Annotated in this window: 14 protein-coding genes, 3 rRNA genes and 1 other RNA gene; 1 reads left to right on the forward strand and 17 read right to left on the reverse strand. The window is 38.2% G+C overall.

Annotation, left to right across the window (positions count from 1 at the left end; all coding sequences use genetic code 11):
* Window positions 1–11: 11 nt before the first annotated feature.
* From yabA to P3U32_RS12215, 6 genes are read right to left on the reverse strand one after another with little or no spacing between them, the layout of a single operon-like run.
* Window positions 12–347, reverse strand: coding sequence for a DNA replication initiation control protein YabA (yabA, locus tag P3U32_RS12190; protein WP_323703432.1), 336 nt, complete (start codon window positions 345–347; stop codon window positions 12–14).
* Window positions 348–361: 14 nt separating this feature from the next.
* Window positions 362–1,168 carry a PSP1 domain-containing protein gene (locus P3U32_RS12195; protein WP_323703433.1) on the reverse strand — a complete coding sequence of 269 codons (807 nt, stop codon included), beginning with the start codon at window positions 1,166–1,168 and terminating at the stop codon, window positions 362–364.
* A 4-nt stretch (window positions 1,169–1,172) separates the two neighbouring features.
* Complete coding sequence (locus tag P3U32_RS12200; RefSeq protein ID WP_323703434.1) at window positions 1,173–2,099, reverse strand: DNA polymerase III subunit delta'; 927 nt, start codon at window positions 2,097–2,099, stop codon at window positions 1,173–1,175.
* A 51-nt stretch (window positions 2,100–2,150) separates the two neighbouring features.
* A complete protein-coding gene (locus P3U32_RS12205; protein WP_323703435.1) occupies window positions 2,151–2,480 on the reverse strand; it encodes a cyclic di-AMP receptor DarA in 330 nt (109 codons plus the stop codon).
* Window positions 2,481–2,512: 32 nt separating this feature from the next.
* Window positions 2,513–3,133 carry a dTMP kinase gene (tmk, locus tag P3U32_RS12210; RefSeq protein WP_323703436.1) on the reverse strand — a complete coding sequence of 207 codons (621 nt, stop codon included), beginning with the start codon at window positions 3,131–3,133 and terminating at the stop codon, window positions 2,513–2,515.
* Window positions 3,134–4,477, reverse strand: a complete 1,344-nt coding sequence (locus P3U32_RS12215) for an aminotransferase class I/II-fold pyridoxal phosphate-dependent enzyme (RefSeq protein WP_323703437.1) — start codon at window positions 4,475–4,477, stop codon at window positions 3,134–3,136.
* Between the two features lie 101 nt (window positions 4,478–4,578).
* Here P3U32_RS12215 and P3U32_RS12220 point away from each other — a divergent pair, with 101 nt between their 5' ends.
* Window positions 4,579–4,944 (forward strand): GNAT family N-acetyltransferase, encoded by a 366-nt coding sequence (locus tag P3U32_RS12220; RefSeq protein WP_323703438.1) that lies wholly within the window; start codon window positions 4,579–4,581, stop codon window positions 4,942–4,944.
* A 68-nt stretch (window positions 4,945–5,012) separates the two neighbouring features.
* Here the strand turns inward: P3U32_RS12220 and rrf are convergent.
* The 11 genes from rrf to treC all read right to left on the reverse strand — a co-directional run bounded on the left by rrf (window position 5,013) and on the right by treC (window position 17,200).
* Window positions 5,013–5,127 (reverse strand): 5S ribosomal RNA (gene rrf, locus P3U32_RS12225).
* An 86-nt stretch (window positions 5,128–5,213) separates the two neighbouring features.
* Window positions 5,214–8,140, reverse strand: a 23S ribosomal RNA gene (locus tag P3U32_RS12230).
* Between the two features lie 251 nt (window positions 8,141–8,391).
* Window positions 8,392–9,947 (reverse strand): 16S ribosomal RNA (locus P3U32_RS12235).
* The 16S, 23S and 5S rRNA genes sit together here, the layout of an rRNA operon.
* A 206-nt stretch (window positions 9,948–10,153) precedes the next feature.
* Entirely contained in the window at window positions 10,154–11,002 is an 849-nt protein-coding gene (locus tag P3U32_RS12240; protein WP_323703439.1) for a patatin-like phospholipase family protein, read from the reverse strand.
* Between the two features lie 74 nt (window positions 11,003–11,076).
* Window positions 11,077–11,673: a recombination mediator RecR gene (recR, locus tag P3U32_RS12245; protein ID WP_323704894.1), complete on the reverse strand. Its 597-nt coding sequence runs from the start codon at window positions 11,671–11,673 to the stop codon at window positions 11,077–11,079.
* Between the two features lie 2 nt (window positions 11,674–11,675).
* Complete coding sequence (locus tag P3U32_RS12250) at window positions 11,676–11,996, reverse strand: YbaB/EbfC family nucleoid-associated protein (protein WP_078357097.1); 321 nt, start codon at window positions 11,994–11,996, stop codon at window positions 11,676–11,678.
* 91 nt (window positions 11,997–12,087) lie between these two features.
* Window positions 12,088–13,776 carry a DNA polymerase III subunit gamma/tau gene (dnaX, locus tag P3U32_RS12255; protein ID WP_323703441.1) on the reverse strand — a complete coding sequence of 563 codons (1,689 nt, stop codon included), beginning with the start codon at window positions 13,774–13,776 and terminating at the stop codon, window positions 12,088–12,090.
* Window positions 13,777–13,848: 72 nt separating this feature from the next.
* A complete protein-coding gene (locus P3U32_RS12260) occupies window positions 13,849–14,382 on the reverse strand; it encodes a GNAT family N-acetyltransferase (protein WP_323703442.1) in 534 nt (177 codons plus the stop codon).
* Between the two features lie 92 nt (window positions 14,383–14,474).
* An RNA gene (gene ffs / locus P3U32_RS12265) (signal recognition particle sRNA large type) lies at window positions 14,475–14,743 on the reverse strand.
* Between the two features lie 52 nt (window positions 14,744–14,795).
* Window positions 14,796–15,527: a trehalose operon repressor gene (treR, locus tag P3U32_RS12270; RefSeq protein WP_323703443.1), complete on the reverse strand. Its 732-nt coding sequence runs from the start codon at window positions 15,525–15,527 to the stop codon at window positions 14,796–14,798.
* A gap of 29 nt (window positions 15,528–15,556) precedes the next feature.
* A complete protein-coding gene (gene treC / locus P3U32_RS12275) occupies window positions 15,557–17,200 on the reverse strand; it encodes an alpha,alpha-phosphotrehalase (protein WP_323703444.1) in 1,644 nt (547 codons plus the stop codon).
* Window positions 17,201–17,212 lie beyond the last annotated feature (12 nt).

A 17,212-nucleotide genomic window follows, 5' to 3' on the forward strand; every position in this document is an offset into this window, starting at 1 on the left:
TGCCTCTTTATTTATTCTCTATTAAGCACCTCTAAACAGAATAAACAATCTTGACCTTGTCTATGTTTACCAAATAGTTCTCCTCTACAAATATGAAAACCTTCATGATATAACATCGCAAAGTTATCTCTGCTTTGTAGTGGTCTTACCTTCTTATTTGGCTTCTTCTCTTGAGTACTGTCATTAGACTCCACAACACGTTTCAAGCTCTCATTTTCCATTTGAAGTGCAACATTGTCTTCAACTAATTCTACTGCTTGGTTCTTAAGTTTCTCCAAGTGCGTATTAATTTGTTTAATTTCGCTTTCTAATGTCATAATCGTTTCAAACAACTCGTCCCTATTCACAGTATAAACCTCCCTTATGAATGGACTTCAAGTAATTCTTCAAGTTTATAATCAAAAAGTTGTTCGAAACCTTTTACTTTAACTTGCATAGTAACATCTAATATATTTAATCCAACAACTTTACCATCACCTTCAGGGGTAACTACTGTCGTGCCCACATCAGGTAATTCATTTCTAACTTCTTCGTAATAGTCATTTTCATATTTTAAACAACACATCAATCGCCCACATGCGCCAGATATTTTCGTCGGATTTAATGAGAGGTTTTGGTCTTTTGCCATTTTAATAGACACTGGCTCAAAATCTCCTAAAAATGTAGAACAACAAAGTGACCGTCCACAAGGCCCAATTCCACCTAATAACTTCGCTTCATCTCTAACACCGATTTGTCTTAGTTCTATACGTGTCTTCAATTCATAGGCTAATGATTTAACTAAATTTCTAAAATCTATACGATCATCAGCTGTAAAATTAAATATTACTTTACTCTTATCTAATGTGTATTCGCAGTTAACTAATCTCATATTCAATTCATGAGTAACAACAAGTTCTTTACACAGTTTCAATGCATAGTCAGCATCTGATAAATTATTTTGATACTTTTGTATATCTTCTTCAGTTGCAAGACGCATGACTTCCTTTAGAGGTAATACAACATCGTCTTGTCCGACATGACGGTTAGTTAATTTGACTCTGCCCAATTCCATGCCACGTTTAGATTCTACTACAACTAAATCATTTTCTTTAAATCTTTCTCCATTCGGTGAAAAATATTCTTTCTTACCGGCTTCTTGAAATTGAACACCTATAATTTCATACATCTAATCACCTCTTCCCGTTAACAACCATTTGTTCTAACACAAGCATGATACCTACATTTTGTGCTAATTTACGGTTGGCTTCTGTTATAACCTGTATATAATTTGAAATATCATTTAATGATAAATGTTTGCTTATTTCTATAATTTCCGATTCCATATCTGGATAGGCTTTGATTACGTCTAATTCTATTTTAGCATGTAATACATCTTGAAAATATGCATTTAAACAATTTAAAAACAATTGTTGTAAAGGACGCGATTGTATCATTTTTGTACAATCAATCAAATAGATCATCGCCATTTGTGTATCTTTCACCATAAGCTCAGCTAACTTAGTCACTGATTTTCTAATTTGCGTAAAAACTTGTTCCTCAGTTAACAGTAACGCTTCTTCTTTATCTGACGTGATAAAACTCAATGTATGTGCAATCGGTGATGAAATGTCAGATTGCTTCAATTCTTCTATATAGTCTTCTTTTGATGCCGGTTTAAAATGTACAAGCTGACACCTTGAATGTATTGTTGGTAATATTGAATCTTTCTTCGTTGTAAGTAATAGCGCAATTGTATTTGGAGGTGGTTCTTCCAAAAATTTAAGTATACTATTCTCACCTTGTACTGTTAGTTTATCAAATGCCTCAATAATGTAAACTTTATATTGGCTTTCGATTGGTTTTTGATTCATCTTTCTTAACAGTTCTTCTATTTGATGTTTCTTTATTGTCGTTTCATCTGATTGAATATATACGAAATCAGGATGGTTAAAATTTCGTACTTTCGTTGTGCATGACGTTTCATTTTCACATAATATTTGTTCAGCAAAATACATTGCTGTAGATTTCATTTCAAACATATTATCTCCTTCAAACAAATAAGCATGAGATAATTGTTGAGCACTTAATAAATGATCAATTTCTTTTGTTAATTGCATATTTACGCTCCTTGCAATAAAAAAGCTGCTCAAACGGCAGCTAATCAGTTCTTAAAATTGATGGAATTGTTCAATTGGCATAACAAACACTGTTGCGCCACCCACTTCTACTTCTACTGGGTAAGGGATGTAAGAATCCGCACTACCACCCATAGGCGTAATAGGTGAAACGAGTTGTTCTCTATTACCACACGTTCCATCAATAACTCGTAATAATTCTTCTACACGTTCATCTTTAACACCACATAAGAACGTAGTGTTCCCTGCTCTTAAAAATCCACCAGTTGTTGCTAGTTTAGTGGCTCTAAAATCTTTTTCTATAAGCGCTTCTGACAAGTTTTGACTATCTTGATCTTGGACAATCGCTATTATCATTTTCATAACTAACACCTCTTTTAACATTATATCATATTTTATTCTTGTTTCAGAGAGTTTATAACCGTTGAATAAGCTTCTTCTATAACCTTTTCTAATGACTGAGTTGCATCTATCACTTTAATTCTATCAGGATACTCTGCAATTAAAGCTTTATATCCATCCGTCACTTTGTGATGAAATTCTATTTCTTCTTTATCCAATCGATTAACATCACGTTGATTATCTTTGATCCTATTCAATCCAACCTCAGCAGGTACATCAAAATACAAAGTCAAATCAGGATATTTATTTTCAATGGCAAATTCATTAATTGCCTTAACTTCTTCTACCCCTATTTCACGTGCATAACCTTGATAACTAAGTGAGCTATCAACAAATCGGTCACAAAGTACGATTCCGCCCTTGTTTAACTGAGGTAATATTTTTTCAACAAGATGTTGTCTTCTAGCAGCAGCAAATAATAATGCTTCAGTTCTTTCATCCATATCATCATCACTATTGAGCAACAATTCTCGAATTGCTTCACTTATTTTTATACCACCTGGTTCTCTAGTAAGTATTACATCAAATTCTTTTTCTAACTTCTCATAAACTTTTTGAATAACTGTTGTCTTTCCAGAACCTTCTGGCCCTTCAAATGTTATAAACTGACTCATTTATTGTTCATCCTTTACCTTAATATACTTATTTATTATGCCTTCCACTCTACCACCATTATCAATCCATTGTAAAAGAGAATCTACTACTTCTTTCGTAATCTGTTCACCTTTTAATATAACGGGTATACCTGGTGGATAAGGGATAACATCTACAGCAGATATGCGATTTACCGATTTATTCAATTCTATCTCATGAATTTTTTCTATATCATTATATTTTTTGTTAGCTGAATGAACAGGTAATTTCATCTGTGTTTTTTCTATCTTTTGATTATTTCCTTCTATATTAATGTGTGAGATACGTTCTAATAATATTTCAAAAGGAAATCTATCGTTGTCATGCCATAACGGTAACACAATTAAAACATAATTCTCATTACACAATTCTACATATATATGCGAATCCTCAAATACACGTTGAACTTCAAATCCAGTTAGATGATCATGGGATACAATTAATTTAAGTGGATCCTCTAGACAACCTACATAAAATCCAGTCCGTTTTATGGACGCGATCAACTGCGTTCTCTTATTTTTAAACACTTCATCATCAAAACGCTTATAAAAATCTTCTGCATGCTCAAGACTCGACATAATTAAATAAGAAGGACTTGAAGATTGAAGCATTGTTAAATAATCTTGAATTTTAGATTTTAAATTTAAATTATCATTAATATACATCACTGACCCCATTGTTAAAGCAGGCAACGTTTTATGATAAGATTGCACAACTATATCTGCATCATGAGTTAATGTTGATTCAGGGAAGTATGAACTAATGCCAAAATGCGCGCCATGTGCTTCATCTACTAACACAGGGATATGATGTTTTTGTAATAATTTAATACTCTCATCAATATTAAACGTTTCTCCATAATAATTAGGGTACGTAAATATAGCTAATTTCACATTAGATAAATCTATTCCTGAAAGATTTCCAACACCATTATACTGACCTGTAATCTCAGACACTGTCATCGGCATCCATCTTGCATCTTGCCTCGTTAAATTTAATGCATTATAAATAGATTTATGTGCATTTCTCGGAATTAGAATTTCGCCTTTTAAATGTTGTACTGCATATATTGCAGACAGTATACCAACCGTTGTGCCATTAACTAAATACTGACCTGTATACTGCGGGAATCTATTCAGTAAATCCATACTCTCTTTTATACATCCCTCTGGTTGATGTAAATCATCTAATCCGGTTATTTCAGTCTTATCCATTGCTAAATTCAGTTGATTTAAAGATCCAATTGTATTATTGTGATGCCCTGGAACATGAAGTGATATTGCTTTTTCATCTTCTAATTCAATCAATTTTTTATTTAAAGTCATTACATTTACCTCTTATTTTATAATCTCTACCATTATATCATGAGTGGGATTTTTATATTTTCCTTTATAAGTTATACTTTAATGTAGAAGGAGTGATTACAATGATCATTAGAAAAGCTACAGAATCTGATATACAGTCTATTTATAATATAGCAACTCAAGAAGGATGGAAGACATTTTCAATCGCAAAAATAACTCAACTACTTTCTAAATCTCATATGATAGTTATAGAAATCGATGATGAAATTATAGGTTATACAAGATATTTAACCGATGAAATTGTAACTTTATATATTGCCGAAATTGTTATATTAAATAACCACAGGAATAACGGCTACGCAAAAGAACTGATTCAGTACTTACAAGATTTATATCCCTCAACACGAATAGAGTTACTTTCAGAAAACAATGCTTTTTATGAAAAGATGAAATTCCGTAATATTGGTACAGGTTATAGATTACCTTAAAAAAGAATAAAAAAAAGAGACCTAACAGGTCTCGAGTGCGGCTCATCGCATCCATTTTAAAAATATTTGCCCGGCAACGTCCTACTCTCGCGGAACGTAAGTCCAACTACCATCGGCGCTAAAGAGCTTAACTTCTGTGTTCGGCATGGGAACAGGTGTGACCTCTTTGCCATCATCACCAGACAAATAGTAAAAAATATTAAGAATGATATTACACATTCAAAACTAGATAGTAAGCAGATTTTACGGCGTAAACCGAGTTAAAAATTTTGATTAAGTCTTCGATCGATTAGTATTCGTCAGCTACACACATTACTGCGCTTACACCCCGAACCTATTAACCTCATCATCTTTGAGGGATCTTATAACCGAAGTTGGGAAATCTCATCTTGAGGGGGGCTTCATGCTTAGATGCTTTCAGCACTTATCCCGTCCATACATAGCTACCCAGCTATGCCGCTGGCGCGACAACTGGTACACCAGAGGTATGTCCATCCCGGTCCTCTCGTACTAAGGACAGCTCCTCTCAAATTTCCTACGCCCACGACGGATAGGGACCGAACTGTCTCACGACGTTCTGAACCCAGCTCGCGTACCGCTTTAATGGGCGAACAGCCCAACCCTTGGGACCGACTACAGCCCCAGGATGCGATGAGCCGACATCGAGGTGCCAAACCTCCCCGTCGATGTGAACTCTTGGGGGAGATAAGCCTGTTATCCCCGGGGTAGCTTTTATCCGTTGAGCGATGGCCCTTCCATGCGGAACCACCGGATCACTAAGTCCGTCTTTCGACCCTGCTCGACTTGTAGGTCTCGCAGTCAAGCTCCCTTGTGCCTTTACACTCTGCGAATGATTTCCAACCATTCTGAGGGAACCTTTGAGCGCCTCCGTTACTCTTTAGGAGGCGACCGCCCCAGTCAAACTGCCCGCCTGACACTGTCTCCCACCATGATCAAATGGTGCGGGTTAGAAAGTCAACACAGCCAGGGTAGTATCCCACCAGCGCCTCCACGTAAGCTAGCGCTCACGCTTCAAAGGCTCCTACCTATCCTGTACAAGCTGTGCCAAATTTCAATATCAGGCTGCAGTAAAGCTCCACGGGGTCTTTCCGTCCTGTCGCGGGTAACCTGCATCTTCACAGGTACTATGATTTCACCGAGTCTCTCGTTGAGACAGTGCCCAAATCGTTACGCCTTTCGTGCGGGTCGGAACTTACCCGACAAGGAATTTCGCTACCTTAGGACCGTTATAGTTACGGCCGCCGTTTACTGGGGCTTCGATTCGTAGCTTCGCAGAAGCTAACCACTCCTCTTAACCTTCCAGCACCGGGCAGGCGTCAGCCCCTATACATCACCTTACGGTTTAGCAGAGACCTGTGTTTTTGATAAACAGTCGCTTGGGCCTATTCACTGCGGCTCTTCAAGGCTTTCACCCTAAAAAGCACCCCTTCTCCCGAAGTTACGGGGTCATTTTGCCGAGTTCCTTAACGAGAGTTCGCTCGCTCACCTTAGAATTCTCATCTTGACTACCTGTGTCGGTTTGCGGTACGGGCACCTATTTTCTAACTAGAGGCTTTTCTTGGCAGTGTGAAATCAACGACTCGCCGGATACATGATCCAACTCCCCATCACAACTCAACCTTACGAGTGCCGGATTTGCCTAACACTCAGTCTTATTGCTTGGACGTGCACTCCAACAGCACGCTTCGCCTATCCTACTGCGTCCCCCCATCGTTCAAACAATCATAGGTGGTACAGGAATATCTACCTGTTATCCATCGCCTACGCCTATCGGCCTCGGCTTAGGTCCCGACTAACCCAGAGCGGACGAGCCTTCCTCTGGAAACCTTAGTCAATCGGTGGATGGGATTCTCACCCATCTTTCGCTACTCACACCGGCATTCTCACTTCTAAACATTCCACATGTCCTTACGATCATGCTTCGACACGTTTAGAACGCTCTCCTACCATTATCCTTACGGATAATCCACAGCTTCGGTAATATGTTTAGCCCCGGTACATTTTCGGCGCAGTGTCACTCGACTAGTGAGCTATTACGCACTCTTTAAATGATGGCTGCTTCTAAGCCAACATCCTAGTTGTCTGGGCAACGCCACATCCTTTTCCACTTAACATATATTTTGGGACCTTAGCTGGTGGTCTGGGCTGTTTCCCTTTCGACTACGGACCTTATCACCCATAGTCTGACTCCCAAGTTAAATTATTTGGCATTCGGAGTTTGTCTGAATTCGGTAACCCTAGAGGGGCCCCTCGTCCAAACAGTGCTCTACCTCCAATAATCATCACTTGAGGCTAGCCCTAAAGCTATTTCGGAGAGAACCAGCTATCTCCAAGTTCGATTGGAATTTCTCCGCTACCCACACCTCATCCGCTCACTTTTCAACGTAAGTCGGTTCGGTCCTCCATTCAGTGTTACCTGAACTTCAACCTGGACATGGGTAGATCACTTGGTTTCGGGTCTACGACCAGATACTCATTCGCCCTATTCAGACTCGCTTTCGCTACGGCTCCACATTTACTGCTTAACCTTGCATCAAATCGTAACTCGCCGGTTCATTCTACAAAAGGCACGCCATCACCCATTAACGGGCTCTGACTATTTGTAAGCACACGGTTTCAGGTTCTATTTCACTCCCCTTCCGGGGTGCTTTTCACCTTTCCCTCACGGTACTGGTTCACTATCGGTCACTAGAGAGTATTTAGCCTTGGGAGATGGTCCTCCCGGATTCCGACGGAATTTCACGTGTTCCGCCGTACTCAGGATCCACTCAGGAGAGAAATAACTTTCGACTACAGGACTTTTACCTTCTATGGTTGGCTTTTCCAAAGCCATTCGTCTAATTATTTCCTTTGTAACTCCGTATTGAGTGTCCTACAACCCCAACAAGCAAGCTTGTTGGTTTGGGCTCTTCCCGTTTCGCTCGCCGCTACTCAGGGAATCGAGTTTTCTTTCTCTTCCTCCGGGTACTAAGATGTTTCAGTTCTCCGGGTGTGCCTTCTCACATACTATGTATTCATATGCGGATAACATGACATAACTCATGCTGGGTTTCCCCATTCGGAAATCTCTGGATCAAAGCGTACTTACAGCTCCCCAAAGCATATCGTCGTTAGTAACGTCCTTCGTCGGCTTCTAGTGCCAAGGCATCCACCGTGCGCCCTTAATAACTTAATCTAATATTTCCTTATACATCACTGTTTAAGAAAATAAATGTTATTAATCTGTGATGTCGTCTAAAAAGACGACGCGCGATTATTAAGCTTGAATTTCGTTAGAAATTCACTCGGTTTTTTTGCTTGGTAAAATCTATTTGCTTACTTATCTAGTTTTCAATGTGCAATGTGAATGTTAAATAAACATTCAAAACTGAATACAATATGTCTACGCTATTCCATGACCTAATGGTCATTCCGTAATATCCTTAGAAAGGAGGTGATCCAGCCGCACCTTCCGATACGGCTACCTTGTTACGACTTCACCCCAATCATTTGTCCCACCTTCGACGGCTAGCTCCTAATAAAAGGTTACTCCACCGGCTTCGGGTGTTACAAACTCTCGTGGTGTGACGGGCGGTGTGTACAAGACCCGGGAACGTATTCACCGTAGCATGCTGATCTACGATTACTAGCGATTCCAGCTTCATGTAGTCGAGTTGCAGACTACAATCCGAACTGAGAATAATTTTATGGGATTTGCTTGGCCTCGCGGATTCGCTGCCCTTTGTATTATCCATTGTAGCACGTGTGTAGCCCAAATCATAAGGGGCATGATGATTTGACGTCATCCCCACCTTCCTCCGGTTTGTCACCGGCAGTCAACCTAGAGTGCCCAACTTAATGATGGCAACTAAGCTTAAGGGTTGCGCTCGTTGCGGGACTTAACCCAACATCTCACGACACGAGCTGACGACAACCATGCACCACCTGTCACTTTGTCCCCCGAAGGGGAAAACTCTATCTCTAGAGCGATCAAAGGATGTCAAGATTTGGTAAGGTTCTTCGCGTTGCTTCGAATTAAACCACATGCTCCACCGCTTGTGCGGGTCCCCGTCAATTCCTTTGAGTTTCAACCTTGCGGTCGTACTCCCCAGGCGGAGTGCTTAATGCGTTAGCTGCAGCACTAAGGGGCGGAAACCCCCTAACACTTAGCACTCATCGTTTACGGCGTGGACTACCAGGGTATCTAATCCTGTTTGATCCCCACGCTTTCGCACCTCAGCGTCAGTTACAGACCAGAGAGCCGCCTTCGCCACTGGTGTTCCTCCATATCTCTGCGCATTTCACCGCTACACATGGAATTCCACTCTCCTCTTCTGCACTCAAGTTCCCCAGTTTCCAATGACCCTCCACGGTTGAGCCGTGGGCTTTCACATCAGACTTAAGAAACCGCCTACGCGCGCTTTACGCCCAATAATTCCGGATAACGCTTGCCACCTACGTATTACCGCGGCTGCTGGCACGTAGTTAGCCGTGGCTTTCTGGTTAGGTACCGTCAAGACTTGTTCAGTTACTAACAAATTTGTTCTTCCCTAACAACAGAGTTTTACGATCCGAAAACCTTCATCACTCACGCGGCGTTGCTCCGTCAGGCTTTCGCCCATTGCGGAAGATTCCCTACTGCTGCCTCCCGTAGGAGTCTGGACCGTGTCTCAGTTCCAGTGTGGCCGATCACCCTCTCAGGTCGGCTACGTATCGTCGCCTTGGTAAGCCGTTACCTTACCAACTAGCTAATACGGCGCGGGTCCATCTATAAGTGACAGCCGAAGCCGCCTTTCACTATTGAACCATGCGGTTCAAAATATTATCAGGTATTAGCCCCGGTTTCCCGGAGTTATCCCAGTCTTATAGGTAGGTTACCCACGTGTTACTCACCCGTCCGCCGCTAACATCAGAGAAGCAAGCTTCTCATCTGTTCGCTCGACTTGCATGTATTAGGCACGCCGCCAGCGTTCATCCTGAGCCAGGATCAAACTCTCCATAAAAGAAGTAAGCTTGATTAGCTCTTTTTGATTGGTTAAGCCAATCACTCTTGAAGTACTAATAGTACTCAAATTATTGGAATTAACGTTGACATATTGTCATTCAGTTTTCAATGTTCGTTTGCCTCACAAGAAATAACTATACAGGTAAAAAGCATATGTCTCAAGCATCAAAATTACACCAAAACACCCTTTGTTCTCATATATGATTAATTCTCTACATATTCTTTAAGTTTTTTGTAAGTTTTTTTCGCATCTTCATAGCCTTGTTTATATAAAGCATCTAATTTCTTAGGATCTTTCTCAATTCTATCAACAGATAATGTATCTTCTGGTCTAATAACAAAGATATTTCCCTTTTCTTCCTCTGTTTCAATCCATTCTAATGTCTTATTGTAATGTTTATATCTAATTTCCATTAAATGATTTACTTTAGGATATGCTTTCAATTTAAAGACCTTTGAAAATCTACTTTGTTTTTTTCTATAACTTTGCGGTCTCGTTAAAATGAGCACTTGTTTTTTATATCCATCATCCATTGCTTTATTAACAGGTATCGGATCAACAATGCCACCATCTAATAGCGTGTGACCTTTATAATTCACAGGATTCGCCATCAAAGGTAAAGAACTCGTTGCTTCTAAAGCTGTTAATAATGAACCTTTCATTTCATTCTTATCAAAATATACCGCTTCGCCTGTTTCACAATCTGTAGTTACAACTACAAAGTTTTCTTCAGCTTTGTCAAAAGCTTCAAAATCAAAAGGTTCTAAATAAGTTGGAATATAATGATAAACAAAATCCATCCCGAATACCTCTTTTCTTCTTATATAATTAGAAAGAGAAAGATATCTTTTGTCTTTAATATATTTCGTTGTAACTCTATGATTCCTTCTGAATTGTCTAGAAAGGTAACTCGCCGCCATAGAAGCGCCTGCTGAGACACCGATATTATATTCAAAAAACATGTCTTTTTTCACAAAGTAATCTAATACTCCGGCAGTGTACATACTTCTCATACCGCCGCCTTCAAGTATTAATGCTGTATTTTTTATCATTCTTACACTCTTCTCTATACTATTAGTGGAAAGAGGCTGTGGCATAAAATGCCTCAGCCTCTTAATTCATTTAGCTAAATTTCAGTTCTACCAGTGATTGCTTTAGAAAGTGTTACTTCATCAGCATATTCTAAATCTCCGCCTACAGGTAAACCATGTGCAAGTCTTGTCGTTTTTATACCAATTGGTTTAACCAATCTCGAGATATACATTGCTGTAGATTCGCCTTCAATATTAGGGTTCGTCGCTAATATGATTTCGTTAATCTCATCACTCTTAAGTCTTTCTAAAAGTGTTGGTATGTTTATATCTTCTGGACCAATACCTTCCATAGGAGATATCGCACCATGCAACACATGGTAAAGACCTTTGTATTCACGCATCTTTTCCATAGCAATAACATCTTTAGAGTCTTGTACGACACAAACAACTGAACGATCTCTTTGTTTATCCTGACAAATATGACAAGGAGACACGTCTGTAATATGTCCACACGTTTCACAATATGTTAATTCACGCTTTACATCTACAAGTGATTTCGCGAATAGTACAACATCGTCTTCCTTCATATCTAACACATGGAAAGCTAAGCGTTGTGCAGTCTTCGGCCCAATCCCTGGTAATTTCATAAAACTATCTATCAGTTTAGATATTGGTTCTGGATAGAACATCATTACATCATTCCAGGAATGTTAAGACCTTTTGTATGTTTACCTAAACGATCTGCTGTTACGTCATCAGCTTTGCTTAAAGCATCATTTGTAGCAGCTAATACTAAGTCTTGAAGCATTTCAATATCTTCAGGGTCTACGACATCTTCTTTAATAATTACGTCTAATATTTCTTTATGTCCTGAAACAACAACAGTTACCATACCGCCACCTGCTGTACCTTCAATTTTTTCTTCTTTTAACTTTTCTTGTTCTTCTGCCATTTTCTTTTGCATTTTTTGCATTTGTTTCATCATTTGTTGCATATTTCCGCCACCGCGCATATTTTCGTCCTCCTAGTATCTCATTTGTTTAATATTTGTATTTAATTTTTGTCATATTTATTATACATACCTTTAGAGATGATGTCATGTATTACTCATCAGTAACATTTACTGTATCTTCTCCAAATAATTCTTGTGCCTTTTTAACAATATCCGTCTCAGCAGGTTTTTCTTCTGTCTCCGCTTCGCCTTGAGCAGGGTTTGTTTTTTTAGATTGGATGTATTGTTGCCTTACTTGTAACCATTGTGAGTTTGGTACCCCTACAACTTTTACAGTCTTGTCGACGATTTCACAAACAATGGATTCTATATGATTTCTCTTTTCATCATCTTTATTTACAATTTCACAATGAATATCCTCGTCAAATTTCACCAAAACATGATCTTCACTCGCTGCTACTGGTTCTGAATTTAATAACAAACTCACTAATGCACGTTGCTCTTTTTCCTTCACAGATTCAATGACCGCTTGCCATTTTTCTTTTAATAAAGTTAAATCTTCTCTATTGGCATGGTCCAGCACACGTTCTATTTGTCTAATTGAAAAGACATGCTTAGATTGTCTTCTTGAAACACCTTGTTTGTTCTCAACTGGTTTCGCCGGTGCTGACACACCATTTTGTGACAGTTGTTGTACGTGTGCTTCAAGTTGCTTAATCTTACTGAGTACTTCAGATGACGCTTCGGTTGTATTATTTTGATTGGTAGCAGGTTGTTCGTTATTATTCGCTATTAATTCCGTAAGCTTCACTATCAATATTTCTATATGAACGTTTTGATTAATCGCAAAACGCATAGACACCAATGTATCATTGATACAATCTATCATCTTATACATCGCATTTAAATTCACGTCATGCAAAGCATGCTCAGCATCTTCTTGTTCAGTTGTTTTAGCTACGATTGCGTCTCTAATGAAATAAATCATATCATTTACAAGTCTATTAACCTCTTTACCCTCGGCAATAAAGGTATGATATCGCGTAAACGCTTGTTTAATATCTTTAGTGACGATGTCACGAAAGAGTTCGTTCAAAGCAGCTTTATCTACGCTACCTGTGACATTTAAAGCATGTTCAAGTGATAAATGACCATCACCAAAGGCAATTGCTTGGTCCATAATGCTCAGTGCGTCACGCATTCCACCTTCAGAAACTTGTGCCACAAACGATAATGCTTCTTGCTCAAAGGAAATATTTTGTTCTTCAGCGACATATGCCAATCTACTTTCAATATCTCCTGAGTGTATAGCCTTAAAATCAAACCTTTGACACCTAGAAATAATCGTTGGCGGTATTTTATGAGGTTCAGTAGTAGCAAGTATAAAAATAGCATGACTAGGCGGTTCTTCAAGTGTCTTTAATAGTGCGTTAAATGCGCCAGTTGTTAACATGTGCACTTCATCAATAATATATACTTTGAATTCAGATTCACTTGGTGCATATTTGACTTTATCTCTAATATTTCTAATTTCATCTACGCCGTTATTACTCGCAGCATCTATTTCAATAACATCTGAGTTCGTCCCTTGTGTGATACCTTTACAAATTGCGCATTCATTACAAGGTTCTCCATCTGTATTTACAGTACAATTTATTGCTTTAGCAAAAATTTTAGCAATACTCGTCTTACCTGTTCCACGTGGACCATTAAATAAGTAAGCATGTGATTGCTTTTCTTTTTGGATTGCATTTTTTAATGTTTTGGTGACATGTTTTTGACCGACTACATCAGAAAATGATTGCGGTCTATACATTCTATATAAAGCCTGATAATTCAAAATGGCACCTCCAAAGTTTAATTCTACATACCTATCATTATATCACGAATTGAAGTGACTTCTTATGATTAATTATAGGAATGCTTCAGGATAATGAACAATTCCTCTGATCTCTTTTGTTGGATGATCCCACAAATATTTGAACATGAAATTTTCATCTGGAACGTCAAATGGTGGCTCAATGCCGAATTCCGAAGCTTTATGATAACCCAACTTCTGATAATACTCTGCATGTCCAAGTACAACAACACCAATATATCCATTTTCATAAGCTCTATATTCTAAAGCTTCAATCAATGCTTTACCTATTCCTTTTTTCTGATATTCAGGTAACACAGACACTGGTGCTAAAGCTAGCACCACATTACTTTGCTCTTCAGAATTAACCATGACTTCCGACATCATAGCATGGCCTAATATTTTTCCTCGTTCTGTTTTAGCTACAACTTCTAATTCAGCATTATACTCAAGTGACTTTCTAATTTTGCCAATTAATTCATGCTCTCGACCATCAGTATGTTCCTCGTTTAAAAAAGCTTCCTTAACAACCTCTTTAGCTAAATCATATTCTGATTCCACAATCGTTCCAATTAGTAATTGAGTCATGTGTGTTATATCCTCCTGATATAATAAAAAGGGCGACCGCGGTCACCCTTTTTGAATTTATATAAAATTTGATTAGTATTAAAATTTAAATACCGTGCACCTTTGCTTTGAACAAATATCACAAGCGTAACCACAGTCGTTAGCTAAACTTCGGCTACCCTACGGCACATACAATGATCCACTTAATGCTGCTTCCTTCCGGACCTGACATGATTCATGGGTTTGTATTGCATAGGACCGATGTCTTCAGACACCACGTGCTGAGGGCAGACCTCACAATAATAAGTCCGCAGCAAAGGAATTCAGTCTTGCATAAGCGGATTTCAAGTACAGGGAACCGCTACCTCCCCACTTAGCACGGCACTTTATATAGTACAATATAACCTTAACATTTGGCAAGAAAAAACTATCGTTTAATTGTGTGATTGATGAATTACACGTCTTGAAAAGTCGACAAACTTAAATTCTGTCGCAATATGTCGAGAAATATTATATTGGAATCGTTCTGCGTTATCAAGGTGAACGATCCCTCTAACAGTCGCAGTGAAAGGCGGATTCAAAGGGCCAAAGTATTTCAATTCTTTCTCCGTCATTTCTTCAAACGTAATAGACTTATTAGAATAACTAATTTCGACATTCATTTCTTGTTCGATATATCGGTATATCGACTGCCCGGCAATATCCTTTGATAACTGAGGGATAATCGAACAAACAAAGTAATCTTCGTCCATAATATGCACTTTACCTAATTTATTTCTTGTTCGAATCACATGCCATAACTTATCACTATCTTCTAACCCTAACGCATGTTTCACGACAGGCACTTCTTCAGCGTTTATCGTTTCCAATAGTTCTACCGCCGTCTCATATTCAAGACCAAGACGTTGGTTAATTTCTTGGAAGCTAATCATTTCAGAAATAGGAAATTGAATAATGTCTTCATAAATAACTACTGATCCTTTGCCACGCAACTTCTGAATATACCCTTTTTCTTGTAATAAATTTAATGCTTTCCTTACTGTTTCTCTTGAAGTTTCGTATATCTTTGTCAATTCATTCTCAGAAGGTAACTGCTGTAAATGAGCATACTCTCCATTTATAATTTTTTTACAAATAGATTGATAAATTTTCATATACTTGTTCATGTGTTCACCTCTATACCTTCTATACTTACTTATTCTTCATTCAACTTCACAACAAATGCATCATAAGGTTGTAAGTTTCGACCTATTTTATCATTATTAGAAATAATCAACTCGCCATCCGTATTCACTTCACTTGGAAGTGCAACGACACTATCTGAATAATTAGCGACAATCAACCACGTTTCTCCATTGAAATGTCGTTTATATATAAATAGCTCTGGATGGTCCATATACATTGGTTCTATCGCGCCATACGTCACAATGTCATGTTGATGACGTATTTGGATTAATTTTTGGTACGTATAGAAGATAGAATCTTTTTCTTCTAGTGCCGCTTCTACATTAATATGTTGATAATTATCCGGGATGCCTATCCAAGGTGTTCCAGTTGTAAAACCAGCATGCGTTTCTTGGTTCCACTGAACTGGCGTTCTAGAATTGTCTCTAGATTTTTGACCAATCACTTTCATAATCATTGCTTCATCCATGCCTTGTTCTCGTAACAAACGGTAAGCATTCAATGATTCCACATCTCTATATTCATCAATATTTGTAAACTGAGGATCCGTCATCCCAATTTCTTCCCCTTGATAAATATAAGGTGTACCTTGCAACATATGCAGAGATATCGCCAACATCTTCGCTGATTTCACTCTATCCGCTTCAGTTGAATCATTTCCGAAACGCGTCACTACTCTCGGTTGATCGTGATTACACCAGAAGATTGCATTCCATCCATTTCCTTTTGCGATATTCACTTGCCAATCCATTAATATACGTTTGAGCTCTAGAAAATCAAATTTCATATCCGACCATTTTTCACCATTTTTATAATCTACTTTTAAATGATGAAAATTAAATACACTACTCAGCTCATGACGTTCAGGTTGTGTATATTTTATACAATGGTCAATTGTCGTTGATGACATTTCACCAACAGTCATAATATCTTTCTGACCGAATGTATTTTGATTGAGTTCACGTAAATAATCATGTACTTTTGGTCCGTCTGTATAAAATTCTTTACCAATTGCTTCTGAGTCTTCAAATGCACCTTTTGAAATTAAATTAATTACATCAAAACGGAATCCATCGATACCAAAATCAATCCAATAATTGATCATTTCATAAATTTCAGATTTAAGTTGATCATTCTCCCAATTTAAATCAGCCTGTGATACATCGAATAATCGTAAATAATAACTTTCCGTTTGTTCATCATACGTCCATGAATTCCCACCAAATTTCGATTCCCAATTTGTTGGTGGTGCGTCTTTCGTTCCTTCTTTCCAAATATAATAATCGCGATAAGGATTATCTTTGGATTTACGAGACTCTACAAACCAATGGTGAGCAGTAGATGTATGATTAATAACGATATCAAGCATAATTTTAATACCTCGTTCGTGCGCTGCTTCCAATAATCGTTCAACATCTTCTTTTGTACCAAAATCCGGATTGATTTGATAATAATCACTAATATCATAACCATTATCGTTCATCGGCGATTCATAAATCGGTGTTAACCAAATGTAATCAACACCTAAAGTTTGCAAGTACGGTAACTTTTCAATAATGCCGTTAATATCTCCTTGGCCATTTCCTGTCGTATCGTTAAATGATTTTGGATATATTTGATAGACGACTGATTTTTTCCAATCCGTTACTGCCATATGAATAAACTC

Origin of the sequence: Mammaliicoccus sp. Dog046 (assembly GCF_034039665.1) — a bacterium.
In the GTDB taxonomy this organism is placed as follows: Bacteria; Bacillota; Bacilli; order Staphylococcales; family Staphylococcaceae; genus Mammaliicoccus.